Source organism: Poseidonibacter parvus (assembly GCF_001956695.1).
GTDB classification, from domain to species: Bacteria; Campylobacterota; Campylobacteria; order Campylobacterales; family Arcobacteraceae; genus Poseidonibacter; species Poseidonibacter parvus.
This window is the reverse complement of record NZ_CP019070.1, coordinates 160,523-185,002: the sequence shown is the minus strand read 5'-3', so window position 1 is coordinate 185,002 and position 24,480 is coordinate 160,523. Positions and strand designations below refer to the sequence as shown.

The window sequence follows — 24,480 nt, the reverse complement described above, 5'->3', positions numbered from 1 at the left end:
TCAAATTTTCGTTAAATTTCTGTTAAGCGATTATTGGGTCAATACCCTAGTAATAGAGTATTGATTAGATTTTTTAATATATGCTATTTTTGTATTACTACTCTAATAACACAAGCTTCGCCTTGATGACCTTTTCCTTCATCAAGTATTGTAACTTGTTCATATATTTCTTTATCACATAAGGCAAAAGATTTTTTAAAATCATCAACAGTATATAGTAAGTCTTCATCCCTTGGGCCACCACTTGAATAGTTTATTTGTTTTGTAGAAAAGAATTCACCAATAAAGTAACCATCATCATTTAAAGATTCTTCAATTTTTTCAAATAATGATATTCTATCTTCTTTATGCATATGTAAATAAGAAGCTACGATTACATCATATTTATGACTTGTATCCCATTCATTTAAATCTAAACACAAAGTATGAATATTCAAATTTTCTTCTGTTGCTCTTTGTTGAAGTTTTGATAATCCAATATCTGAAGCATCTAAAGCTGTGACTTCATAGCCTTTTTTTGCAAAAAATATTGCATTTCTTCCTTCACCTTCACCTAAGCATAGTACTTGTGATTTATCTCTTAAAAGTTTTATTTTAGAAGAGATAAATGCATTTGGTTTTGTACCATATAAAAAACCATCTCTTGAAAATTTACTATTCCAAAACTCTTGTTGACTCATATTTAAACCTTGTTATTTTACTTAATTTTGTATTTTACTTATTATATCATTAATTTATTAAGTGCAACTAAGTTGCATTTAATAAATTTTTTATTATTATTCCACAAATGCAACTTGGTTGCAATATATAAAAGGAGAATTATATGAGATTTTTAATCCCATTTATTTTATTAGTAAATTTTGTTTATGCACAAACAAATATAGTAGTTAGTATTTTACCTCAACAAACATTTGTAGAAAAAATTGGAGCAGATAAAATTAATGTCGTTGCAATGGTTACACCAGGAAGTAATCCTCACTCTTATGAACCAAAACCATCACAAATGGTACATATTTCAAAGGCTGATATATATTTCCCAATTGGTTTTGGATTTGAAGATACTTGGCTTGAAAAATTTGCGAATCAAAACAAAAATATGAAATTTGTTGAAATGACAAAAGATATAAAAAGAATAATGATGAAAAAGCACAATCATCATCATGGTGATAAACACAATGAGCATGATTCTCATGAACATAAAAAGCATAAGGAACATGCACATCACGATGAACACGATGAACACGATGAACATGATGAACATAAAGAAGAAGTAAAATATAAAGAAGATCCACACACTTGGACAAGTCCTCAAAATGTAAAAATTATGGCAAAAAATATTTATGATACTTTAGTTGAAATTGATGCTTCAAATAAAGATTATTATTTAAATAATTATAATAATTTTTTAGAAGAAATAAATCAAACAGATAAAAAAATAAAAGAGATTTTTTCTAAAATACCAAAAGACTCTAAATTTATGGTTTTCCATCCAGCATGGGGATATTTCGCAAAAGATTATAATCTAGTTCAATTTCCAATTGAAGTTGAAGGGAAAGAGCCTAAACCTAAAATGTTAAAAAGAATTATTGAAGAAGCAAAAAAAGAAAATATAAAAGCAATATTTACACAAAGTGAATTTTCTGATAAAAGTGCAAAAGTAATTGCAGATGAATTAAAAATAAAAGTTATCAAAGAAACACCACTTGCTACAAATTGGTCAAAAAACCTAATACATGTTGCAAATACAATAGCAAATAATAAGTAAAACCTTAAAAGGTTTTACTTTATAAAAGATGACCTAACTCTTCTTTTTTTACTTTTAAATACTCATAGTTATATTCACAAGAACTTATTAAAACTGGAATTCTCTCAACTATTTCAATATCTTCTAAAGCGCTTAATTTTCGTGGATTATTTGTCATCAGTTTAATTTTATCTATTTTAAACTCTTTTAATATCTTAGGAACTAAGTCAAATTTTCTTAAATCAGCTTCAAAACCTAATTTCTCATTTGCTTCAATTGTATTAAAGCCATGGTCTTGAAAAGCATATGCATTAACTTTATTGAAAAGTCCAATTCCTCTACCTTCTTGTCTTAAATAAATTATCATACCACCCTCTTTTGCAATCTTTTTCATTGCAAAATCAAGTTGTTCTCCACAATCACATTTTATACTTTTAAAAACATCTCCTGTTAAACACTCAGAATGAATTCGTATAAAAGGAATTAAGGGTAATTCTTCTGTAAAAATAATAAAGTGTTCAAGTTCATTTTCTTTGAATGACTGTATTTTAAAGTTACCATATTGTGTTGGAAGTTTTGCTATATTTGAAATTTGAAGAGACATAATTCTCCTTTTTTTAGGAGAATTTTATCATTTTATACTTATTTGCAACTTAGTTGCAAATAGTTTTAGTAATCTGGTGAACTACAATCTGTAGTAATTCTATCTATTAATGTTATATACCAATTATTATCAATAAAAGTTAAATAAAAAGATAACTCAGGAGTTAAAACAACTTTATAACTAGTATTTTCGATTTGTTCTGCTTTTTGAAAATCTTTTTGTTTATAAGTACTATAGTTTTTCATCATTTTTAAAAGAGGAAAATCACTTTTATTTGATAAAAATAAACCATCATCATTCCATCCATAAAAAGCATCGTCATTTGGACTACAATCAAACTTAACATTTTTTTCAATTATTTTTAAACTTGTAGATTTTGGCTTTACTCTAGAAATTATATGAGAAATCTCTTCTGTTTCTTCATCTACAATATTATAGATCATTTTTTGCTCAACAATAACTTTTGCCCCATCAATTTTATATAAGTTGTAAAACCCAAATGAAGGATGGATATATTCTTGATTTAATTTAATTAAATCATTTTTAGACATTGCTTTTAAAACATCTCTTATTCTGTTTTTTAATAACAAAGAAACTGCTGGTCTTTTATATATAATTTTTTCTATTTTCTCTGTTTTTGTTTCGCTTAAATCTTCAATTATATTTCCATCTTTATCATAAGTAATAAGTTTATGTGTACACCCTGATAAAAGAAGAATTAATGTCAAAGAAGAGATTGTTTTTATAATATTTTTGTAATTCATATTGTAGATTTGTACCCTATTAATTTTTTTGATAATATACCATAAATACACGCTAATTCAAATAAAATTCACAAGAAATATCTTATGCCATCATTTTTTAATATTATCTTAGATAAAATAATATCTTAAATTAAATCTAATAGGAATTTATACAATGACTGAAGCAAAATATATTTGGATGGACGGAGAATTTGTAGCTTGGCATGATGCTAAAGTTCATGTACTTTCTCATACACTTCATTATGGAAATGGTGCTATTGAAGGTACAAAAGCATATAAAACTCATGATGGTAGATGTGCTATTTTCAAATTAGAAGAACATACTAAAAGACTTTTAAGATCAGCAAAAATGACATTAATTGATGTTCCTTTTACTGAAGATGAATTAAATAAAGCTCAAATTGAATTATTACAAAAAAATGAATTAACTGAAGGTGCTTATATAAGACCATTAGTTTATTTAGGTTATGGAGTTATGGGACTTTACCATAAAGAAGCACCTGTAAATGTTTCTATTTCTGCATGGGAATGGGGAGCATATTTAGGTGAAGAAGGAATGAAAAAAGGTGTAAGAGTAAAAATTGCATCAATGACTAGAAATTCTAATACTTCTGGAATGGGTAAAGCAAAAGCAGTTGCAAATTACTTAAACTCTCAAATGGCTAAAGGTGAAGCAGTTGAATGTGGATATGATGAAGCATTATTAAGAGATGACCAAGGTTATATTGCTGAAGCTTCTGGAGCTTGTTTCTTTATTGTTAGAGATGGCGTAATTATTACTCCTCCAAATGATAACTCATTAGAGTCAATCACACAAGCTACGGTAATTGATTTAGCACAAGATTTAGGTTATGAAGTTGTAAGAAGAAGATTAACAAGAGAAGAAGTTTATATTGCAGATGAAGCATTCTTTACAGGAACTGCTGTTGAAGTAACTCCAATTAGAGATATTGATGCAAGAATTATTGGAAAAGGTGAAAGAGGTCCAATTACTGAAGCTTTACAAACAGCATATTTTGATGTAGTTGCAGGTAAGAATCCTAAATACATTAAAGATTTAACTTACATTAATTAAAACATTTTTTTGAAGTACAATAGATCAAAGTTTATTTTGCTCTTTTGTGCTTCAAAAGAAGCCAATAAATAAAATATAAAATTTTAAGGAATATTTATGCCAATAGATAACGACTATTTTAAGAAAAAACAACAACAAAACGGTGGAGGAAGTTCATCTAATAATAATGGTGGAGGTGGTAATTATCAACCTCCTTTTGAGCCACCTGAATTTTTTAAAAATTTAGGTAAAAAAGCAGGATTAATTTATGTAATTATTGCACTTATAGCTGCTTTATTTATATTTAAACCTTTTGTAATTGTTGAATCAGGACAAGTGGGTATTAAAGTAACTACAGGTAAATATACAGAAGAGCCATTAAGACCTGGTTTCCATTTCTATATTCCAGTATTTCAAAAAGTTATCTTAGTTGATACAAAAGTAAGATTGATGAACTACAAATCAGTTGAAGAAATCAGTGGATTTGATTCTGGAATTAGAATTAACCCAGCAATTTCTATTCTTGATGCTAGAGGTTTACCTGTTTCAATTGAGTTAACTGTTCAATATAGATTAACAGCAGATGGTGCTCCAAATACAATTGCTAACTGGGGACTTTCTTGGGAAGATAAAATTATTAACCCTGTTGTAAGAGATGTTGTAAGAAATGTTGTAGGAAGTTACACAGCTGAAGAATTACCAACAAAAAGAAATGAAATTGCTGTAAAAATTCAAACTGGTATTGAAGAAGATATTAATTCTTTAAATGGTCAACCAGTAATTTTACAATCAGTTCAATTAAGAGAAATTGTTTTACCAACTAAGATTAAAGAGCAAATTGAAAGAGTTCAAATTGCAAATCAAGAATCTGAAAGAGTAAAATACGAAGTTTTAAGAACAAAACAAGAAGCTGAAAAAAGAGCTGCTAAAGCTATTGGTGATGCTGAAGCAAACAGAATTGAAGCACAAGGTAGAGCAGATGCAGTTACTATTGAAGCAAAAGCACAAGCAGCAGCTAATGAAGCAATTGCAAAATCTTTAACACCAAATCTTTTACATATGCAACAAATTGATGTACAAGGTAAATTTAATGAAGCGCTTAAAGTTAATAAGGATGCAAAAATCTTCTTAACACCTGGTGGTTCAACTCCAAATATTTGGGTTGATACTAAAAATAAATCAAGAGACACGGCAGTTAGCCAATAAGGAGGAAGAGTAGAGAAATCTACTCTTTTCTTATCATGAAAAAAGCTACAATATTAATACTAATCAAACTTTTTTTATTTACACTTTTTGTGAATGCAAATCTACTAGAAGAAAAAAAACTAAATCTAAACCCTGAAATAGTTGAAGAAAAATATCAACTAGAAGATAGATACGATAAACCAGTTGAGCTACCTTCTGAAATTAGGAAAAAAGATTCTGCAATAAATTTAGATGTAGATGTAGATAAAGAAAAAAAACAAATAGATAGATTAAAACTAGATGTTGATAAAAAATTTTAAGGCATTATATAATGAATCAAATAGATAAAATTGACTGGGAAAAAATGGATGGCTTAATTCCTGTTGTAACACAAGAAGCTAGTACAAATGAAGTTTTAATGCTTGCATATATGGATAAAGAAGCTTTAAGTCTTACACTCGAAACAAATATTGCTCATTACTTTAGTAGAAGTAAGCAAAGAATTTGGAAAAAAGGTGAAAGTTCTGGACATACTCAAGAAGTTCTAGATATTATGATTGATTGCGATGATGATACAATTTTACTAAAAGTTAAACAAAATGGTGTTGCTTGTCATACAGGAAGAAAATCATGTTTCTTTACTAGTATGAAAACAAATGAAGAAGTACTTCCTGTTGAAGTTGATACAACAGCAGCTTACGGAGTTATTGATACTTTATACCATACAATATTAGAGAAAAAAAATGATGATCCAAAAACATCTTATACGGCAAAACTTCTTCAAGGTGAAGAAAATTCTATGCTTAAGAAAATAGTTGAAGAATCAGGCGAATTTACTTTTGCAATAAAAGATAATGACACTGAAGAAATTATTTATGAAGCTGCTGATATTACTTACCATGTTTTAGTTGCACTTGCATCTAAAAATGTAAGCCCAGATAGAGTAAAACAAGAATTAGCTAGACGTTTTGGAATGTCTGGAATTGAAGAAAAAAATTCTAGAACTGCCAAATAGTTATATTTTAATTTAAACAATACATTAAAAAAGGGAAGATATCAAATATCTTCCCTTTTTTTATTTCAATAAATGATTGTCAATTAGTGACAACCACATCCTGTACCACAACTTTCACCACTTGATTGCTCTTTTTTAGGAGCAGCTGCAGCTGTTGTTGAACACGCACTTACACCTGGAGGTGTTGTAGGTTGAATATCTTCATTAGTTCTATCATCATCAATAGAATCAACAAAAGTAATTACTTTAGCTGCTGCTTCCATATATCTTTTTGCTGAAACACTTTCAGGTGCAAAATATACGATTGGTTTACCAGCATCTCCACCTTCTCTAATAGCAGGCTCAATTGGTAATGAACCTAATACTTGAGTATTATATTGATCAGCTAATGCATCACAAGTTCCCATTCCAAAGATATCTGATTCAGTATTACAAGATGGACAAATAAATCCACTCATATTTTCAACAACACCAGCTACTGGAATATGTAATTTTTCAAACATATCTAATGATCTTCTCGAATCATCAAGAGCAACATGTTGAGGAGTTGTAACATTAATTCCAGCAGCAACAGGTACACTTTGAGCTAGAGTTAATTGTGCATCACCAGTTCCTGGAGGCATATCAATAAATAAGATATCTAAGTTTTCCCATAAAATATCTCTTAATAATTGCTGGATAGCTTTCATAATCATAGAACCTCTCCAGATTACAGCTTGTCCTTCTTCCATTAAAACACCCATTGACATTACATCAACACCGTATGCGTTTAAAGGTTTAGCTTTATCACCAATTACTTCTACTTCTTTACCATTTAAACCCATCATACGTGGAATATTTGGTCCATAAATATCAGCATCTAAGATACCAACTTTTTTACCTTGCATTGCTGCTGCTACTGCTAAGTTTACAGTTGTAGTTGATTTCCCAACTCCACCTTTTCCTGAACTTACCATTACAATTTTTTTAATTTGTGGTGCAATGTTATTACCACTTACAGTATTACTACTTTGTTTTGGAGCTGCTGGCTTATTGAAATTAAGTGTTGCTTTCATTCCAATAGCACTAATACATGCGTTTATATCTTTTGTTAATTGTTCTTCAACATCTTTTGCACTTGATGTAATATCAAGAGAAATTAAACAGTTTTCACCGTCTATTTTAACATCCTTAACAAAACCAAATTCAATAATTGATTTTGCAAAACCAGGATATTTTACTTTCTCTAATTCTTTTTTAATATCTTCGATATTTGCCATAGAAAAATTCCTTTATATTTTTTATATTTTTGTATTATAATTAAAATAGGATAATTATTGTCTTAATTAAAAATTAAATTTTTAATTATCGCTAATCTTAAGCTATATTCATATTATATACTCTTTATTTACTTAAAAAACTAAAGGAGTTTTATGTTTCGTTTATTTTTTATTATATTTATTTTTTTTGTATCTATTAACAACATAAATGCTTCTATGAGTAAAGAACAGATTAGTAATTATCTTAAAGAACCTCTACAGCTTGGTGAGAAAGATACTACTTTAGCTTTATGGGAAGTTTTGGATAAGAATAATACTTTACATTCTTATATCTTTGAAACTCATGATTTAGCGCCAATTGCAGGCTTTTCTGGTGGAAAGATGAATATGCTTGTGCAAATGGATACAGAAGGAAACTTTCTTGATGTTACATTATTGGAACAAGATGAACCTGTATTTGTTTCAGGTTTGGGAGTTGCTCCTTTTATTGAATTTTTAAATCAATACAAAGGTAAATCTTTAAAAGATAATATAAAAGTTGGTGGAGGAAATGGTAGTGGTAGCTCTGTTCATATTGACGGAGTAAGTAAAGCAACAGCTTCTGTAAAAATTGCAAATGATAGTATTTTAGCATCTGGAATAAAGATTGCAAAAGAAAAACTTTCAGGAGTTGCACCTAAAGCTATTTCTAATCCTAAAAAAGACCTTTTTGAAAAGTACTCATGGCAAGAGCTTCTTGATAAAAAACTTGTAAAAAATATAAAAATCACAAAAAAACAAGCAGAAGAATTATTTATTGATACAGAATATTTTAATGAATTAGATGAAGATGAAGAAAAGGAATTATTTGTTGATATATATGTAGCTGATTTAAGCATTCCTACCCTTTCAAGAAATATTATCAAACAATCAACACAAGATGAATTAGATGGTCAACTTCTAGATACAGAAGAGGCCATACTTGTTCTTGCAAATGGTTCACATGATATTTTAGGAGAAGAATTTGTAAGAAATACTTCTCCTGATACACTTGAAATAAAACAAGAAGGTTTTGCTTTAAATATTAGAGATGGAGATTATGAAGTAAATTTAAAAGATGGTATTCCAAATTTTGAGCAAGATGTAATTTTACAAGTTGATAAAAGATTTGATTTTGATCCATCAAGTTCTTGGACTTTAAATACTAAGATTGTTAGAGGAAATGACACTTTATATGGAACTCCTATAGTTAAAGATTTAACACTTACTATGGATTTACCTAAAAAGTATTTTTTAATTCCTAAAAAAGAAGAAAAAACACCTTTATGGCTTAGTTCTATTTATGAACAAAAAACAAAGTTAATAGTTCTTACAATTTTTTTAACTATTTTGTTTGTTATGCTTTATAAATATCAAGCATTACTTTCAAATTTAAGATATAAAAGAAGTATACTTTTAATATTTACACTATTTTTTATAGGTTGGTTTGGACAGGGTCAACTTAGTATGGTTACTGTTTTAGGTGTAGTAAAAGCAATTGTAAATTCTCAAAGCTTGATGTTTTTACTATATGATCCATTTTCACTTATAATTTGGTTTTTTGTTTTTATTTCACTGGTAATTTGGGGAAGAGGAACATTTTGTGGATGGTTATGTCCTTATGGGACACTTCAAGAGTTCTCTCATTATTTAGGAAGGCTACTTAAACTTCCTAGAATTAGATTTAGTGAAAATTTAAATGATAAGCTTGTAAATATTAAATATCTAGTGCTTGCTAGTTTAATTTTATCCGTAATTTTTGCACCAAATATTAGTGAATACCTAGTAGAAATTGAGCCTTTTAAAACATCTATTACTTTAATCTTTGATAGAGAAATACCTTATGTGTTATATGCACTATTTTGGCTATTTTTAGGAATGTTCTTATTTAAAGGGTTTTGTAGATATATCTGTCCATTAGGAGCATTCTTATCATTAATGGGTCGTTTAAAAATACTTGATTGGTTACCACGAAGATTTGAGTGTGGTAACCCATGTAACAATTGTCATAAATCTTGTAATTATCAGGCTATTGATAAAAAAAGTGGAAATATTAAATATGCTGATTGTTTTCAATGTTTAGATTGCGTACAAATATATAGCGATTCTAATCTTTGCAAAATTCTAAAAAAAGATGCGCAAAAAGAAAAAGACATGTTAATTAAAAACTGGAGAAAAGAAAATGCATAAAACAAATAAAAGTATATTATCAAGAAGAAAATTTTTAAAAATATCTGCATGTTCTCTTGCTTTTTCATTAACTCCAAATATTTTAAATGCAAATGAAAGAGAAAAAATATCTTGGAGTGGAATTGCCTTAGGTGCCCAATCTAATATGACTTTATTTCATAAAAATAAGCTTTATGCTAAAGATACACTTGATATTTGTATAAATGAAATAAAAAGATTAGAAAATATTTTTTCTTTATTTATTCCAAACTCATCTATTTGTTTATTAAATAAAAATGGAAATTTAGAGAATTCTCCAAAAGAACTAGTTGAAGTTCTAAAATTTGCAGAAGATATTTCTATAAAAACAAATGGTGCTTTTGATGTAACAGTTCAGCCATTATGGGTGGCTCATGCGAAATATTCCAATAATAGGAATAAATTAAAAAAAGCTATTAAAGAAGCAAAAAACTTAATATCTTATAAAAATATACAAATTAAAGAAGATAAAATAAGCTTTAAAAAACCAAATGTACAAATTACTTTAAATGGTATTGCACAAGGATATATCACTGATAAAATCACTTCTATTTTAAGACAAAAAGGTTTTACAAATGTCTTAGTTGATTTAGGTGAACTAAATTCAATTGGTGGGTATAATGAACAAAGAGATTGGAATATTGCAACACCATATCTAGTAAATACTCCTTATTTAAAACTAAATAACCAAGCAATGGCAAGTTCAGGTGGATATGGAACAATGTTTAGTAAAAGATATCATCATCTATTTGATACAAAAACGAGAACAAGTGCAAATTATATAAAAAGTGCGACAGTAAAAGCAAACAACGCTACACTAGCAGATGCACTTGCAACTGCAATTTGTGTAATGCCAAAAAAAGAAAATGAGAAATTAAAAAGCACATATCCAGAAATTGAAATATACACATCTTAATAAAAAAAGTTACTTATATAAGTTTTTTTTCTATATAATTATTAATTACAAGTAGTTATGAATTTAAATTAGGAAATGCATGAAGAAAAACTTAATAGAAAAGATAGATAATCTGCCTCCTTTACCAAGTACTATCTTAGAATTAGATGATTTTAAGAAAGTTGAAAACTCAAGTCCTGAAAAACTAATAAAAATAATAGAAAAAGATCCTTTAATGGTTACTACTATTTTAAGAGTAGCTAATTCTTCAATGTTTGGTTTTAGAAGTAAAGTTGATACTCTTAGTCGTGCAATACATTTACTAGGTATGAATTTTACTATTTCTATTGCTATGGGAAGTGTAATTCAAGAAACTCTAAAATCAAATCTATGTGCTTATGCTGTATCTACTGAAGATTTTATTTACTCTAGTGCCTTAGCTTCAAAAATTGTCAATAATTGGATTTCTAGTATTGATTTTGATTTAAAAGATGAATTATTATTGCCTGCATTTCTTCAAGAAACAGGTAAGTTTGTTATTTCAGAAGTGATTCAAGAGAAAAAACAAACAGAAGATTTTTTAAAAATGCTTGATGAAAAAAATGATATTACATTTTGTGAAAAAGAGTTTACAGGTTTTACTTGTGCAAGAATTACAGCCAATATATTTAAAAATTGGTCTTTGGGTCATAATTTAGTTTTTTCAATAGGTTTTGTTGGTGATTTAGAAAATTGTCCAAAAGAGTTTATAAAAAAAGTTCAAATATTAGAAATAGTAAAAATTCTAGCAGATATAAGGAACCCATTAAATGATAAAGCTATTGAACTGGCTATGAAAAAAGTTGTTGAATATGATTTTGATTTGGAGCACTTTTTAAACTCTCTAGATGCTATAAAAGAAGAGATTGAAAACAACTCTTAACTTTTGCATAAGTAACATTCAACTATAATATGTAACTTTTTTACACAAAGGAAATATTTGCAAAATGTTACTTTAATAGTCTTATGTGCAGGGAATTCTAGTAGATTCAAGCATAATACAAAGAAACAATGGCTAAGAATTGAAAATGAACCATTATGGCTTAATGTTACAAGAAAACTTTCATCTTACTCAAATTTTGAAAAAGTAATTGTGTGCTCACACAAAAACGAATTAAACTATATGAAAAACTTTTGCGATGATTTTACTTTTATTGAAGGTGGTAGTACACGGCAAGAATCTATTGTAAACTCTCTAAAAGAAGTAACAACATCTCATGTTATGATTTCAGATGTTGCACGTGCTTGTATCCCCAAAAGTGTAATTATTGAGTTATTAGAAAATAAAGACAATGCTGATTGTATAGTACCTGTCTTAAATGTTTCTGATACTGTAGTCTATGAAGATAAAACAATAAACAGAGAAAAAGTTAAATTAATACAAACGCCTCAACTTTCAAACACTAAAATATTAAAAGAATCATTAAATACTAAAATAGAATATACAGATGATAGTTCTGCTATTAAAGCAGGTAATGGAAGTATTAAATATATTAAAGGAAGTATTGAAAGTAAAAAACTTACTTTTGGGGATGAATTAGATAGCTTACCTTCTTTGAAAGCTCCTTCAAATAACTTCTTTACAGGAACCGGTTTTGATATACATCAATTTGAAGACAAAAGAGATATGTTCTTAGGTGGTATAAAACTACCTACAGATTATGGATTCAAAGCACATAGCGATGGTGATGTATTGATTCATTCTTTAATAGATGCATTGTTAGGTGCTTCTGGAGCAGGAGATATTGGTGAGTTTTTCCCAGATACTTCTGCTGAATTTAAAGATATTGACTCAAAAATTCTATTAAAAAATATTGTTGAATTTATTTATAATGTTGGTTACGAAATTGTAAATGTTGATTTAACAATAATAGCTCAAATACCGAAAATAAACCCTCATAAAAATGAAATTAAAAATTCTATTTCAAAGCTATTAGGAATTGAAAAACCCTTCGTAAATATTAAAGCAACAACTGCAGAGAAAATGGGCTTTATAGGAAGAAGTGAAGGTGTTGCAGTACAAAGTATTGCAACTTTAAAATATTATGACTGGAAAAATAAATGAATATATTAATTATAGAAAATGAAATCTATTTAGCACAAAAAGTAGTTTCAAGATTATTAGATGATGGACATAGTTGTGATTATATAGAATCACCAAATATTGATAATCTTACAAAAGATTACGATATTGTATTACTTTCAACTTCACTTCCAGCACCTTTATGTAAAAACATAATTAAAAGATATAGTGAAAAAAAATCAATTATACTTCTATTAGTTTCTTATATATCTGATGAAACTGTAACAAACCCTATTAAAGATGGTGCAAAAGATTATATTATGAAGCCATTTATTATGGATGAGTTAGTAAGAAAAATTTATCATTATAAAGAGTGCCGTTCTATGAAAAGAGAGCTTCAAACATTACGTGAATATATTGATTTCATGATGGCAGATATTGATAGTAGTGATGTTTTATTACCACCATCTTTTCCTTCATTAATAGAATCAAACTCACAAAAATGTGCAGATAAATTAGTATTTGAATTATCACGTAAACTAGATAAACCAATTAGTTTTATTTCACTTGGAAACAATACATGGCAAAAGCAATTAAATGCTATTGAAGATAAGAAAACTATTATATACCTAACTGATTATCATTCATTAAAAAGAAGTGCTAAAGAAAATTTAATCAAACTTATTGAAGATAAAGATTGTGTTATTTCATCACTTGAAACTGAAGATGATTTTCCATTTAGAAAAGTGGAGTTTAACGATGGAAACTTATTAATGAGTAATACAAATATTATGACAATTAATGATTATGTAAAATTAATGGTTTTATCATACCAATCAAAATACCCAGATACAGAACTTTCTAAAAAATTAGGAATTTCAAGAAAATCACTTTGGGAAAAAAGAAAAAAACTTGGTATTGAAAAGAAAAAATAAGGATCGAATTTGAATTTAAGAAAGTTTTTTTTAACAGTAGGATTTTCAGGATTAAGTCCAGTAGCACCTGGAACAGTTGGTTCTTTTATTTCTTTATTATTAGTACTTCCTCTAATACAATACGTGCATGTATCAACTATTTTTTTACTATCACTATTAATCTCAGTAATCGCTGTAAAGCAAATTAATATATATGAAGAAGAAGTTGGACAACATGATGGAAAAGAGATTGTAATTGATGAATTAGCAGGGATGTGGATTGCAATATCTATTTGTGGAATTACACAAGAAAACATGATCATAATGGCTCCACTTGCATTTATATACTTTAGAATCTTTGATATTTGGAAACCTTCAGTTATTGGAAGAATTGATAGAGATGTAAAAGGTGGCTGGGGAGTTATGGGTGATGATATCGTTGCAGGAATTGCAGCAGGTGTTGCAACATCAGGAACATATCAGTTATTAACAATGTATGTATTATAAAATATAACCTACATTTAATCAAAGCAATAAAAAAGGGAAAGAGTTTTTACTCTTTCCCTTTTTTATTGCATAAAAACTTCAACCTTTAAAATTTATAAAAGATTGTCAAAGAAGTTATTGTTTTTTGTAAGTTCAAGGCAAAAGTCTAAATTCATAAGGAGCGTACATCAAGTACGTGACGCGTGAATTTAGACTTTTAACGCAGAAATTGCAAAAATAAGATGACTTATTTTACAATCTTGGCGAATTCGTTGAAGATATACTTCGACTCATGCGGCCCTGGACTAGCTTCTGGGTGATGTTGCACTGAGAAAATCTCTTTATTTTTATATTTTACACCTTCAATTGTATTATCAAATAAATTTTGGTGTGTTATTTCTGCTATTTCAATAATATTATCAGGAACATTATAGTTATGATTTTGTGCAGTTATTTCAACTACATTATCTGGATTTGCTACAGGATGGTTACCACCATGTTGTCCAAATTTTAACTTGTATGTATCAAAACCATGAGCAATTGATAACATTTGATGACCTAAACAAATTGCAAACATTGGAATATTAGCATCAATTAATAATTGAACTTGCTTTTTTTCTTCTGTTAGTGTTAAAGGATCACCTGGTCCATTTGAAAGGAAAATACCACCAATTTCTTTTGCTTCAAATCTTGCTATTAAATCAGCTGCTTTAAATGAAGATGGAATTACTTCAACTTCAAGACCAGACTCAACTAATTCATTTAAGATATTTCTTTTAACTCCAAAATCAACTACTACAACTTTTTTATCACTCATAACAGCTTTGTTATAAGATAGTTCTTGATGATTCCATGCTCCAAATTTATGAATATAAGGCTCTTTAGTTGATACTTGTTCAATATAATTAATATCTTCAATTCTAGGAGATGCTGCTAATTGTTTAGCTAGTTCTTCTTTTGAAGATATTTCTGTAGAAGCTATCATCATCATAGCTCCTTCATCTCTTAACATTTTAGTTAAATATCTTGTATCAATAGAACAAATACCTAAAACATTATGTTCTTTTAATAATGAATCTAAATTATCTTCACCTCTATAGTTTGAATAATCATTATGGTAATTTCTAACTAATACACCTTTACAGTGACAAGTATTACTTTCCATATCATTTGCATTAACACCAACATTACCAATTTCTGGCATAGTAAAAGTTACAAATTGTCCTGCGTAAGATGGGTCAGAAATAATTTCTTGGTAACCAGTTAATGATGTATTAAAAACTATTTCACCAACAGATGTTCCAGATGCTCCAAATGACTTAGCTTCTAAAAATGTTCCGTTTTCTAAATATATCCATACTTTTTGCATATTAAATCAATCCCCTTTTTATTAATTCTTCTTCATATAATCTATGATAAACAACGTCATAATCTTCAGTTCCCGGTATTAGCTTTCTTTTATATGTTTTAAGTTTTGCTAATACATCAGAATCTGCTTCTTCAAAACCTTTCATAAATTGGTCAATAGAAGCAAAAATTACATTTTTAATTTGATTATCTGAACATCTATAATGAATATAATCTTCATCCCATAAATAATCTAAAATTTGATGTGCAATATCTGAAAATCTATCTTCATTATTTAATATTACACCAAAATCATTTGCTAATCTTTTTTTAGTCATCCAAAAAAGCTGTCTTCTATCAGCATTATGGAATTCTATTTCTTCTTCTTGTTCATCAAGAATATTATCAACTTTTTCGTCTAAATCATACTCTTTATCAATATCTTCATCTAAGATTCTTTCAACTTGAGCTTCAATACTATGTTTTTCTTTTCTAATTTCAACAAATTCGCAAGTAAGTAAATCTCTTGTAATTCTTCTTGAAATATATGGTGTATGGTGTGTCTTCATTCTCATGATATTAGCCCCTTATAATTGTATCAGCTCTCTCTGGTGAAGTCGAAACTATTCCTACTTTAACAGATGTTACTTCTTCAATTTTTTCAATATATTTTTTTGCATTAACAGGTAGTGCATCATAATCTCTCGCACCTACAAGTGTATCCCAACCGTCAAACTCTTCATAAATTGGTTTTACATTATCCAAATCAGATGGCATATAATCAATTCTTTCACCATTTAAATCATATGCTACACATATTTTGATTTTTGGGAAACCATCAAGTACATCTAATTTCATTAATGATAACTGGTCACAACCATTAAGTCTAGCTGCGTGTTTTACTGCAATTGCATCAAACCAACCACATCTTCTACCTCGACCTGTTGTAACTCCAACTTCTTTTCCAATATCAGCAATTTTTTGACCTTCGTCTGTAAAATCTTCTGATGGGAAAGGTCCATTTCCTACTCTTGTTGTATATGCTTTAACAATTCCAGTAACCATTCCAATATCTTTTGGACTAATTCCTAAACCTGTACATGCACCTGCACTTACAGTTGAAGAAGAAGTAACATATGGATATGTTCCATGGTCAATATCAAGTAAAGTACCTTGAGCACCTTCTAATAATATTTTTTTATCAGCATCAATTGCATCCCAAACCATATTTGTTGTGTTTGCAATAAGTGGTGCTAATGCATCTTTATATGAAGTTAATAATTCTAATAATTCATCTTCTTTTGGAGTATCAATTTCTAATACATCAAAAATTGCTCTGTTTTGTGCAAAGTATTCTAAAATTGCAGTCGTTAATTTAGAAGGGTTTAATAACTCACCTACTCTAAATCCTGATCTAGAAATTTTCTCAGCATATGCAGGTCCTATTCCTTTTCCAGTTGTACCAATAGCCTTATCACCTTTTAGTCTCTCTTTTGCTTGATCAATTAAAGCATGGTATGGTAAATTTAAATGTGCTTTATCTGAAATGAATAATCTTCCAGTTAAATCACCAAATTGTTCCATTTCTTTAATAATTGATTCAGGAGATAATACAACTCCATTTCCAATAATATTAATAGCTTTAGGATTTAAAACTCCAGATGGAATTAAATGAAGTGCATATCTTACACCATCAACCCAGATTGTATGTCCAGCATTGTGACCACCTTGACTTCTACAAACCATATCGTAATTTTGGGCAAGCATATCAACCATCTTACCTTTACCTTCGTCACCCCATTGTATTCCTACAATTAAATCTGCTTTACTCATATTAATCCTCTAAAATTTTTAATAAACTATCTGTATAAAGTGCAAAACCTAATGAACATGAACCCTCGCTTGAGTACATTCCACCTTTACACACTGTCAAATTATCACTAATAACTCTGTAATAAATACCATCATAATATTTCAATGAACCATAATATAATGGTGCAATAATCATATTTGAATAATTAACTTCTTTAGCTCTAGTTAATAGTTTTTTTAATTGGTCTTGTATTGATGAAGGAACAATATTTACAATACCTTCTAAGTCTTCAATACTTTTTACTTTTATTAATTTGTTTAACCAATCACATTTTAATTTAAATAGTGATGCTATTTCACCATTTTTAAATAAATCAATATCAATATTTAATTCTTTTGCAACAAGCTTTGGAATATTTATATTTGATACTTGTAAAATTGGTTCAACATTAAGAGCTTTTAAAATATCAGTAGTTAAATTCATAATATCTGCAATATTATTATGACCTATCCACTCACATCCAATTTGATACTCTTCTGTTGAAGGATATGTAAAAGTAGGTTGAACATAAAACCATTTTTTGTGATCAGTAGTTCTACCTAATCTTTTTGAAATAATTCTAACAACGTCTAGTGTTGAATCAGCTCTTAACGCAACTTGCTCATTTTTTTCATCTGAAAATTTAATTAATTTTTTTTCATTCTCAATTGATTGATGTTGTGAATATGAAAAGTTTGGAGTGATAATTTCCTCAAAACCTTTATCATCTAAAATAGCACATACTTTATTTTCTAAAGCTCTTTTAGCTCGCGCTACTTTTCCGAAATATAATCTGCTTCCTTTAGGAATTTCGTGTTCAAATACCATTTATTCTAATTTCCTTTGAACATATTTGTAGAAAATACTCTATTTGCAGTTCCATCAAATTCTCTTATTTTTAATTCATCAAGTGCTAACTCAACTGCATTTAAAACCCATGCAGCTTCATTATCTTCAACTAATCCCATATGATTAATTCTAAAAATTAATGTTTTTATATGATCTTGTCCACCTGCTATATTTACATCATATTTTGTTTTTAATATTTTTCTAATAGCTGGTGCATGTTCTGTATACACAGTAGTCATAGAATTAGCAGGAGTTGTTGGATATATTTCACAACCAATTGCTTTTAATGCTTTTCTTGAAGACTTAGCTCTTAATGCAGTTTTAGTATAAAGTGCATCAAAACCACCATTTTCTTTTATATTAGATAAAATTTCTCGTAAACCTATAATAAGTGTTGTGGCAGCTGTCCAAGCTGTTGTATTTTTTCTTTGTTGTTTAATTTCAGTTGCTAAATTAAAATAAAAACCTCTTGATTTTTTTTCTATTTTTGCAACTGCATCATTTGATAAACCAATTACTGCAAGTCCTGGTGGAAGCATTAAAGCTTTTTGACTACCTGTAATTACAGCATCTAGTTTTGAGGTATCAATTTTTTCAACACCAATTGCAGTGATTCCATCAGCAATAATAGATATATCTCTATTCAACTTTTTAACAGCTTGTGCAATTTCTTCTACTGGATGTCTTAATCCTCCAGCACTTTCACAAATTTGAATAAATATTGCATCAATATCTTGGTCTTGATCTAAAGCATACAGTACTTCTTCGACTGATACTGCTTTATTCCATTCATTTTTAATTTCAGTATATTCAATGTCAAAAGCTTTGCATATTTTTCCAAATCTTTCACCAAATTTTCCTGAATTAATAGTAAGGGCTTTTTTGTGTGTTAAGTTTGTGATACAAGCTTCCATAGCTCCTGAACCACTAGATGCAAGCATTACAACTTCATCCATTCCATATAGTTCAAATAATAGTTCTCTAGTTTGGGCAAAAATAGCTTCAAACTCTGGAGTTCTATGATGAATTGTAATATCAGCCATGGCTTTTCTTACGAATTCTGGTACAGGAGTAGGTCCTGGAGTTAATAACATATTAGTTTCCTTATTTCTTTCTTTATAGCAAAACGTATTATTTTATCTAAGTCTTTATTATGAAAAGGTTAAAAAATCTTCTTATTAAACTTGACAATCATTATTGATTATATGTATAATAAATTTTACATAACAAACTTAATTATAAAAAGGAAAAAAAATGAAATTAGTAAAATTAGGATTAGCATCGATATTAACAGCAAGTGCACTTTTTGGAGCAACATTTAATGTAGATAAGACTCACTCAAGTGTTGGATTTAAAGTAAAACACATGATGATTTCAAATGTTACTGGACAATTTGATAATTTTAAAGGTTCATTTGAGTATGACGAAACTAAAAATGTTTTAGAATCTCTAAAAGGTACTGTTGAAGTAGCTTCTATTAATACAGCAAATGCAAAAAGAGATAATCACTTAAAAGAATCTGATTTCTTTGCAGCAGAACAATTTCCAGAAATTACTTTTGTATTAAATAAAGTTGATGGAGATAAAGCTTTTGGAAAACTTACTATGAGAGGTGTTACAAAAGACGTTGAACTTGAAGTAGAAACAAGTGGAAGAACAATCAAAGATACAAGAGGAAAAATTAGAGTTGGTGTTACACTTGAAGGAGAGGTTAATAGATTTGATTACGGAATTAAATATAACTCTTTATTAGAAGCAGGTGGTGTTGCTATTGGTGAAAAAGTAAAACTAATCATCGAATTAGCAGGTGTTAAAGCTCAATAATTTAAGCTAATTAGGGATTTAAAATTAAATCCCTAATCTTCTCAAGTCTTAGCTTTTATCACTTATTTTTCTTGCTAATTCTTCAGAATTACTTGAAAGTGAAACTAATTTTTTCATAACAATTGTAGCTGTTAAATCTCCTGTTACATTTATAGTCGTTCTACACATATCTAAAATTCTATCAACTCCTAAAATAAGTGCAACCCCATCAGGTGGTACACCTAAACCTTGAAGAATTGTTGCAAGTATTATTATTCCAACTCCGGGAGTACTAGGCGCTCCAATTGAAGCACCAACAGTTGTAACTGCTAAAATAACAACATCAATTAAATCTAAATCAATTCCAAAAAGTTGTGTTAAAAATATTGCAGCACTTACTTGATAAAGTGCTGTTCCATCCATATTAATTGTAGCTCCCAAAGGTATTACAAACTTAGAAATAGGACTTGGAATATTTAACTCTTCTTCTGCTGTTTTCATAGACAAAGGCATTACAGCAGCTGAAGAAGAAGTTGAAAAAGCCATTAATTGAACTTCTCTTATTCTTTTTAAAAAGTCTAAAGGTTTAATATTTGAACTTAAATAAACAATAATCAAATAAAAACAAAGAAGAGCAAGCAAGCCTAAAATCACAGTAAATACATACATCGACATTGAAGAAATCGCATCAAAACCAATTTTAATTGTGATATTACATAACAATCCAAAAACTGCATATGGTGCTAATTTCATAGCCCATGAAACAACAGTTAGAGAAAAAGCTTGTAAAGATTTTGCTAAGTCTTTTAAAGGTTTTGCATCATCTTCTTTCATACTCATTAAAGCCACACCTATAAAAATAGATAAAATTACAAAAGCTAAAATATTACCATCAAGTCTTTCTTTTACACTATTTACAGGAATTAAATCAACAATCATATCAGGAATAGAAATATCCTTTAAAACTGATGTCTCTTTTAAAACAACTTGTGTAGATGAAATTTGATTTATAATATCAGCAGATACAAAATTTCCTGGTTGTATAAAATATGTTATACAAATTCCAATTGTAACTGCGGTTATTGTTGTAAATACAAAATATGGAGCAATTTTCAAACCTAATACTTTTAATGTTTGAGTATCCTCTGCACTTGTAATTCCTAAAATAATTGAACTCATAACCAAGGGAATTACAATCATTTGAATTAAAGCTAAAAAAATATTACCAACTAATGCAACCCAAGGAGCAATTGCAAAAGCTAAGTCTTTTGATATTAAAGCAAAAGCAGTAGGTGAAAGTAATAATCCAATTCCTACACCTAAAAACATTCCAATAATTACTTGAAACCATAATTTTTTTAATAAGTCTTTCATTATAATTTCTCAGCTTTAAAAATTATTGCATAAAATACAGGAACTAAAATCATTGTTAAGAAAGTAGCTACTACTAAACCAAATATTATAACAACTGCCATTGATGCAAAAAATGGATCTGAGACTAAAGGAATCATTCCTAAAGCTGTCGTAAGTGCAGCCATTGTAACAGCTCTTAATCTATTGATTCCTGAATGATGAATGGCTTTGTTTAAAGGCATTTTATTTATTTCATTTTCTAGTGTTATTTCATCAATTAAAACAATTGCATTTTTAATTAACATTCCCGAAAGAGATAAAAAACCAAGTAGGGACATAAACCCAAAAGGTAAATCCATAACAAGTAAACCAATTACAACACCAATAAGTGCGAAAGGAACAGCCAACCAAATTACTAATGTTTTTTTAATTGAGTTAAATAACGCAATTATAATTAAAACCATAATAATAAAAAATAGTGGTAAAGATTCAATAATTGGTTTTTGTGAATCTTTTGAACTTTTATATTGTCCATGCCATTGCACATAATATCCATCTTCAAAATCAATACTATCAATTTTGTCTTTTACATCAAAAAGTAAATCATTTGCAAGTTTACCTTCAATTGGGTCTGAGTGAATTGTAATTGCTCTTGTTCTATTATATTTATAAATAATATCATCTTCAAAAACTGTTTCATATGAAGTAATTAATTGCTTTAAAGGAATCATTTTATTTGCAACATTTGAAAATATTTGAATACTTTCAATATTTTTTATGTCACTTCTTTCACTTTGTGTTGATCTTAAAATTATAGGTAAAAGCTCTTTCCCATCTCGATAAATCCCAATTGTTCTACCTTGGAAAGTATCTAATATTGCATTGGCAATTGAATCTTTTGTAATGCCATTTAAATTAGCTTTTTCATAAGAGATCACAGGTTTTAAGACTTTTACTTTATTTCTCCAATCGCTTCTAGTACCTTTTGAATATGGTGATTGTTCTATAATTTTATAAACTTTTTCTTCATAAACTCTGAGTTTATCTAAATCATTACCAAATATTTTTGCCTGAACTTTTCCTCCACCTCCAGGTCCTAAAATAAATTTTTTTCCATATACATTCATATCTGGGTATCTATTTTTTCCTAAAGTTTCAATATCTTTAATTATTTTATCAGAGTGCTTATAATCTTCTACATCAATTAACATTTGGGCAAAAGCAGAATTTGGTTTTTCAGGATCATAAGTAAGAAGAAACCTTAATGCACCACTTCCTACAAAAGTAGAAATATGCTTAACTCCATGTATATTTAGAATATCTTTATTTAAAGAACTCACATACTTAGATGTTGTTTCAATCGAACTTCCTTGAGGAAGAAAATAATCAACAATAATCTGAGGCCGTGAAGAATCAGGGAAAAAACTTTGTTTTACATATTTAAAGCCCATAATGGAAGCTGTAAACATTGCAAGTGCAATTATAATTATGATAAATCTATGATTAATTGCAAATTTTAAAAGTGCTGAGTATGATTTATAGATAAATGAAGTATATTCTTCTTTTTCTTCTTCATTATTTTTTTTCTTTTGATTTGAAGGTTTTAAAAACTGCACTGCTAAAATTGGAGTTAATGTCATAGCAGTAACCCAAGATAAAAGTAGAGAAATCAATACAACATAAAAAAGGGATTGAGTAAACTCACCTGTAGCATCATCAGATAAACCAATAGCTCCAAAAGCTAGAATTGCTACAATAGTTGCTGCAAGAAGTGGTAAGGCTGTTTGTTTTACGACTTGACTTGAAGCTTCTTTTGCATCCATTCCTTTATTTATTCGAACTAAAATACCATCAACTACAACAATGGCATTATCAACAAGCATTCCAAGTGCAATAATTAAAGCCCCCAAAGAGACTCTTTCTAGTAAAACATCAAATAATGGCATAAAAATAAAAGTAATAACAATAGTTACAAGTAAAACACTTCCTATTATTAAACCAGATCTTAATCCCATAAATATAAGTAGAACTACAATTACAATGGCAACAGCTTGTACTAAATTTATCATAAAAGAGTTTATTGATAAAGAAACATCACTAGCTTGATTTGAAATAGTTCCTATTTGAATACCAAGAGGTTTTTTTGATTCTAGTTGTTTTAATTTTTCATTTATAAGTTCACCCATTTTTACAACATTTCCACCTTCAGAAGTGGAAATACCAATAGCAATTGACTTATGACCATCATATTTTAAAATCTCTGAATAAGGCTCTTGATATGAATCTTTAATTACTGCAATGTCTTTTAAAAATATTTGAGCTTGACTATTATTTCCTTTTATTACAATATTTTCTAGCTCTTTTATATCTTTAAAACCATCTGCTTTTACTCTTATAAATTCTGTTCCTATATTTATTTTCCCAAAATTAGGAATAAGGTTTTTTAAATTTAATTCTTGAATAATTGCGTTTTTTGTTATACCTAATTGAGATAATTTTTCTTTATTTATTTCAACAATTAAAGCACGTTGTTGTTCTCCATAAGTATCGACCTTACCAACTCCATCAACTAAAATAAACTCTTTTTTCAAAAAATCTACATAATCTTTTAATTCTTCATAAGTATATTCATCCCCATAAATAGCAAGCATTATTCCATATACATCACCAAAATCATCATTTATATAAGGCGTTTGAACTCTTGGAGGCAGATATGTTGTAGTAACTTTTTTTCTTAATTCATCCCAAATTTGCTTTAACTCATCAGCTTTATACTTATCTTTCATAGTTACAATTATAAAAGATTGTTCAGAAGAGTTTTTTGTAACTATTTTTTTTACAAAAGGAAGAGTTTGAATACTTTCTTCTAATCTATTTGAAACTTCTTTTTCTACTTCAATTGCACTTGCCCCTGGATAGTTTGTAATTACTAAGGCATCTTTTATAGTAAATTCAGGATCTTGAAGTTTACCTATTTGCTCATAAACAATTAAACCATAGGCAACACCTATAATTGTAAGTACATAAATTAACAATTTGTTTTTTAAACTAAATTTTGCAAAATCCAT

The 24,480-nt window shown here is 28.4% G+C and carries 23 protein-coding genes; 12 read left to right on the top strand and 11 right to left on the bottom strand.

Going from position 1 to position 24,480, the window contains the following annotated elements:
* Positions 1–83: 83 nt before the first annotated feature.
* Positions 84–680 (bottom strand): class I SAM-dependent methyltransferase, encoded by a 597-nt coding sequence (locus LPB137_RS00860; protein WP_076083118.1) that lies wholly within the window; start codon positions 678–680, stop codon positions 84–86.
* A gap of 143 nt (positions 681–823) precedes the next feature.
* Between LPB137_RS00860 and LPB137_RS00855 the strand changes: the two genes are divergently transcribed.
* Positions 824–1,765, top strand: coding sequence for a metal ABC transporter solute-binding protein, Zn/Mn family (locus tag LPB137_RS00855; protein ID WP_076083115.1), 942 nt, complete (start codon positions 824–826; stop codon positions 1,763–1,765).
* 19 nt (positions 1,766–1,784) lie between these two features.
* Here LPB137_RS00855 and ribA read toward each other — a convergent pair whose 3' ends face one another.
* Together ribA and LPB137_RS00845 are read right to left on the bottom strand one after the other, a co-directional pair.
* A complete protein-coding gene (ribA, locus tag LPB137_RS00850) occupies positions 1,785–2,348 on the bottom strand; it encodes a GTP cyclohydrolase II (RefSeq protein WP_076083112.1) in 564 nt (187 codons plus the stop codon).
* Between the two features lie 65 nt (positions 2,349–2,413).
* Complete coding sequence (locus tag LPB137_RS00845; RefSeq protein WP_076083109.1) at positions 2,414–3,112, bottom strand: hypothetical protein; 699 nt, start codon at positions 3,110–3,112, stop codon at positions 2,414–2,416.
* A gap of 154 nt (positions 3,113–3,266) precedes the next feature.
* Here LPB137_RS00845 and LPB137_RS00840 point away from each other — a divergent pair, with 154 nt between their 5' ends.
* The 4 genes from LPB137_RS00840 (at position 3,267) to hisIE (ending at position 6,366) form a co-directional block, all read left to right on the top strand.
* Complete coding sequence (locus LPB137_RS00840) at positions 3,267–4,187, top strand: branched-chain amino acid transaminase (protein ID WP_076083105.1); 921 nt, start codon at positions 3,267–3,269, stop codon at positions 4,185–4,187.
* Positions 4,188–4,283: 96 nt separating this feature from the next.
* On the top strand, positions 4,284–5,372 hold the full coding sequence (locus LPB137_RS00835) for a prohibitin family protein (protein ID WP_076083102.1): 1,089 nt from the start codon (positions 4,284–4,286) through the stop codon (positions 5,370–5,372).
* 35 nt (positions 5,373–5,407) lie between these two features.
* Complete coding sequence (locus LPB137_RS00830; protein WP_076083100.1) at positions 5,408–5,671, top strand: hypothetical protein; 264 nt, start codon at positions 5,408–5,410, stop codon at positions 5,669–5,671.
* A gap of 11 nt (positions 5,672–5,682) precedes the next feature.
* The gene (gene hisIE, locus LPB137_RS00825) at positions 5,683–6,366 is read left to right on the top strand and encodes a bifunctional phosphoribosyl-AMP cyclohydrolase/phosphoribosyl-ATP diphosphatase HisIE (protein ID WP_076083097.1); all 684 of its coding nucleotides are present in this window, start codon (positions 5,683–5,685) and stop codon (positions 6,364–6,366) included.
* A gap of 83 nt (positions 6,367–6,449) precedes the next feature.
* Here the strand turns inward: hisIE and LPB137_RS00820 are convergent, their stop codons facing one another.
* Positions 6,450–7,625 (bottom strand): Mrp/NBP35 family ATP-binding protein, encoded by a 1,176-nt coding sequence (locus tag LPB137_RS00820; RefSeq protein WP_076083094.1) that lies wholly within the window; start codon positions 7,623–7,625, stop codon positions 6,450–6,452.
* Between the two features lie 153 nt (positions 7,626–7,778).
* Here LPB137_RS00820 and LPB137_RS00815 point away from each other — a divergent pair, with 153 nt between their 5' ends.
* From LPB137_RS00815 to LPB137_RS00790, 6 genes are all read left to right on the top strand, one after another.
* On the top strand, positions 7,779–9,833 hold the full coding sequence (locus tag LPB137_RS00815; RefSeq protein ID WP_076083091.1) for a 4Fe-4S binding protein: 2,055 nt from the start codon (positions 7,779–7,781) through the stop codon (positions 9,831–9,833).
* Positions 9,826–10,767, top strand: a complete 942-nt coding sequence (locus tag LPB137_RS00810) for an FAD:protein FMN transferase (protein WP_076083089.1) — start codon at positions 9,826–9,828, stop codon at positions 10,765–10,767. Before LPB137_RS00815 ends, LPB137_RS00810 begins: the two co-directional genes overlap by 8 nt.
* A 79-nt stretch (positions 10,768–10,846) precedes the next feature.
* Positions 10,847–11,668, top strand: coding sequence for an HDOD domain-containing protein (locus tag LPB137_RS00805; protein WP_076083086.1), 822 nt, complete (start codon positions 10,847–10,849; stop codon positions 11,666–11,668).
* Between the two features lie 57 nt (positions 11,669–11,725).
* Complete coding sequence (locus LPB137_RS00800) at positions 11,726–12,850, top strand: bifunctional 2-C-methyl-D-erythritol 4-phosphate cytidylyltransferase/2-C-methyl-D-erythritol 2,4-cyclodiphosphate synthase (protein WP_076083083.1); 1,125 nt, start codon at positions 11,726–11,728, stop codon at positions 12,848–12,850.
* Complete coding sequence (locus tag LPB137_RS00795) at positions 12,847–13,743, top strand: DNA-binding transcriptional response regulator (RefSeq protein WP_076083081.1); 897 nt, start codon at positions 12,847–12,849, stop codon at positions 13,741–13,743. Before LPB137_RS00800 ends, LPB137_RS00795 begins: the two co-directional genes overlap by 4 nt.
* Positions 13,744–13,752: 9 nt before the next feature.
* Entirely contained in the window at positions 13,753–14,229 is a 477-nt protein-coding gene (locus tag LPB137_RS00790; RefSeq protein ID WP_076083078.1) for a phosphatidylglycerophosphatase A family protein, read from the top strand.
* Positions 14,230–14,455: 226 nt separating this feature from the next.
* Here LPB137_RS00790 and carA read toward each other — a convergent pair whose 3' ends face one another.
* Genes carA through LPB137_RS00765 form a run of 5 tightly spaced genes read right to left on the bottom strand, consistent with a single transcriptional unit; the run spans position 14,456 to position 19,350 of the window.
* Positions 14,456–15,577 carry a glutamine-hydrolyzing carbamoyl-phosphate synthase small subunit gene (gene carA, locus LPB137_RS00785; protein ID WP_076083076.1) on the bottom strand — a complete coding sequence of 374 codons (1,122 nt, stop codon included), beginning with the start codon at positions 15,575–15,577 and terminating at the stop codon, positions 14,456–14,458.
* Between the two features lies 1 nt (position 15,578).
* Positions 15,579–16,130, bottom strand: a complete 552-nt coding sequence (locus LPB137_RS00780) for a DUF507 family protein (protein ID WP_076083073.1) — start codon at positions 16,128–16,130, stop codon at positions 15,579–15,581.
* Between the two features lie 4 nt (positions 16,131–16,134).
* Positions 16,135–17,388, bottom strand: a complete 1,254-nt coding sequence (locus tag LPB137_RS00775; RefSeq protein ID WP_076083070.1) for an adenylosuccinate synthase — start codon at positions 17,386–17,388, stop codon at positions 16,135–16,137.
* Between the two features lies 1 nt (position 17,389).
* Positions 17,390–18,235: an ATP phosphoribosyltransferase regulatory subunit gene (locus LPB137_RS00770; RefSeq protein WP_076083067.1), complete on the bottom strand. Its 846-nt coding sequence runs from the start codon at positions 18,233–18,235 to the stop codon at positions 17,390–17,392.
* Between the two features lie 5 nt (positions 18,236–18,240).
* Positions 18,241–19,350 (bottom strand): pyridoxal-phosphate-dependent aminotransferase family protein, encoded by a 1,110-nt coding sequence (locus LPB137_RS00765; protein ID WP_076083064.1) that lies wholly within the window; start codon positions 19,348–19,350, stop codon positions 18,241–18,243.
* A 160-nt stretch (positions 19,351–19,510) separates the two neighbouring features.
* Here LPB137_RS00765 and LPB137_RS00760 point away from each other — a divergent pair, with 160 nt between their 5' ends.
* The gene (locus LPB137_RS00760; RefSeq protein WP_076083060.1) at positions 19,511–20,080 is read left to right on the top strand and encodes a YceI family protein; all 570 of its coding nucleotides are present in this window, start codon (positions 19,511–19,513) and stop codon (positions 20,078–20,080) included.
* A 48-nt stretch (positions 20,081–20,128) separates the two neighbouring features.
* On the opposite strand, the gene LPB137_RS00755 is transcribed toward LPB137_RS00760, so the two are convergent.
* Positions 20,129–21,433: a dicarboxylate/amino acid:cation symporter gene (locus LPB137_RS00755; RefSeq protein WP_076083057.1), complete on the bottom strand. Its 1,305-nt coding sequence runs from the start codon at positions 21,431–21,433 to the stop codon at positions 20,129–20,131.
* Entirely contained in the window at positions 21,433–24,480 is a 3,048-nt protein-coding gene (locus tag LPB137_RS00750; protein WP_076083054.1) for an efflux RND transporter permease subunit, read from the bottom strand. The genes LPB137_RS00755 and LPB137_RS00750 overlap by 1 nt, the downstream gene beginning before the upstream one ends.

What these genes read in the sequence shown, in the direction of transcription:
- LPB137_RS00860 (WP_076083118.1), bottom strand. Translation starts at nt 680, where the DNA reads ATGAGTCAACAAGAGTTTTGGAATAGTAAATTTTCAAGAGATGGTTTT.
- LPB137_RS00855 (WP_076083115.1), top strand. Translation starts at nt 824, where the DNA reads ATGAGATTTTTAATCCCATTTATTTTATTAGTAAATTTTGTTTATGCA.
- ribA (WP_076083112.1), bottom strand. Translation starts at nt 2,348, where the DNA reads ATGTCTCTTCAAATTTCAAATATAGCAAAACTTCCAACACAATATGGT.
- LPB137_RS00845 (WP_076083109.1), bottom strand. Translation starts at nt 3,112, where the DNA reads ATGAATTACAAAAATATTATAAAAACAATCTCTTCTTTGACATTAATT.
- LPB137_RS00840 (WP_076083105.1), top strand. Translation starts at nt 3,267, where the DNA reads ATGACTGAAGCAAAATATATTTGGATGGACGGAGAATTTGTAGCTTGG.
- LPB137_RS00835 (WP_076083102.1), top strand. Translation starts at nt 4,284, where the DNA reads ATGCCAATAGATAACGACTATTTTAAGAAAAAACAACAACAAAACGGT.
- LPB137_RS00830 (WP_076083100.1), top strand. Translation starts at nt 5,408, where the DNA reads ATGAAAAAAGCTACAATATTAATACTAATCAAACTTTTTTTATTTACA.
- hisIE (WP_076083097.1), top strand. Translation starts at nt 5,683, where the DNA reads ATGAATCAAATAGATAAAATTGACTGGGAAAAAATGGATGGCTTAATT.
- LPB137_RS00820 (WP_076083094.1), bottom strand. Translation starts at nt 7,625, where the DNA reads ATGGCAAATATCGAAGATATTAAAAAAGAATTAGAGAAAGTAAAATAT.
- LPB137_RS00815 (WP_076083091.1), top strand. Translation starts at nt 7,779, where the DNA reads ATGTTTCGTTTATTTTTTATTATATTTATTTTTTTTGTATCTATTAAC.
- LPB137_RS00810 (WP_076083089.1), top strand. Translation starts at nt 9,826, where the DNA reads ATGCATAAAACAAATAAAAGTATATTATCAAGAAGAAAATTTTTAAAA.
- LPB137_RS00805 (WP_076083086.1), top strand. Translation starts at nt 10,847, where the DNA reads ATGAAGAAAAACTTAATAGAAAAGATAGATAATCTGCCTCCTTTACCA.
- LPB137_RS00795 (WP_076083081.1), top strand. Translation starts at nt 12,847, where the DNA reads ATGAATATATTAATTATAGAAAATGAAATCTATTTAGCACAAAAAGTA.
- carA (WP_076083076.1), bottom strand. Translation starts at nt 15,577, where the DNA reads ATGCAAAAAGTATGGATATATTTAGAAAACGGAACATTTTTAGAAGCT.
- LPB137_RS00780 (WP_076083073.1), bottom strand. Translation starts at nt 16,130, where the DNA reads ATGAGAATGAAGACACACCATACACCATATATTTCAAGAAGAATTACA.
- LPB137_RS00775 (WP_076083070.1), bottom strand. Translation starts at nt 17,388, where the DNA reads ATGAGTAAAGCAGATTTAATTGTAGGAATACAATGGGGTGACGAAGGT.
- LPB137_RS00770 (WP_076083067.1), bottom strand. Translation starts at nt 18,235, where the DNA reads ATGGTATTTGAACACGAAATTCCTAAAGGAAGCAGATTATATTTCGGA.
- LPB137_RS00765 (WP_076083064.1), bottom strand. Translation starts at nt 19,350, where the DNA reads ATGTTATTAACTCCAGGACCTACTCCTGTACCAGAATTCGTAAGAAAA.
- LPB137_RS00760 (WP_076083060.1), top strand. Translation starts at nt 19,511, where the DNA reads ATGAAATTAGTAAAATTAGGATTAGCATCGATATTAACAGCAAGTGCA.
- LPB137_RS00755 (WP_076083057.1), bottom strand. Translation starts at nt 21,433, where the DNA reads ATGAAAGACTTATTAAAAAAATTATGGTTTCAAGTAATTATTGGAATG.
- LPB137_RS00750 (WP_076083054.1), bottom strand. Translation starts at nt 24,480, where the DNA reads ATGGATTTTGCAAAATTTAGTTTAAAAAACAAATTGTTAATTTATGTA.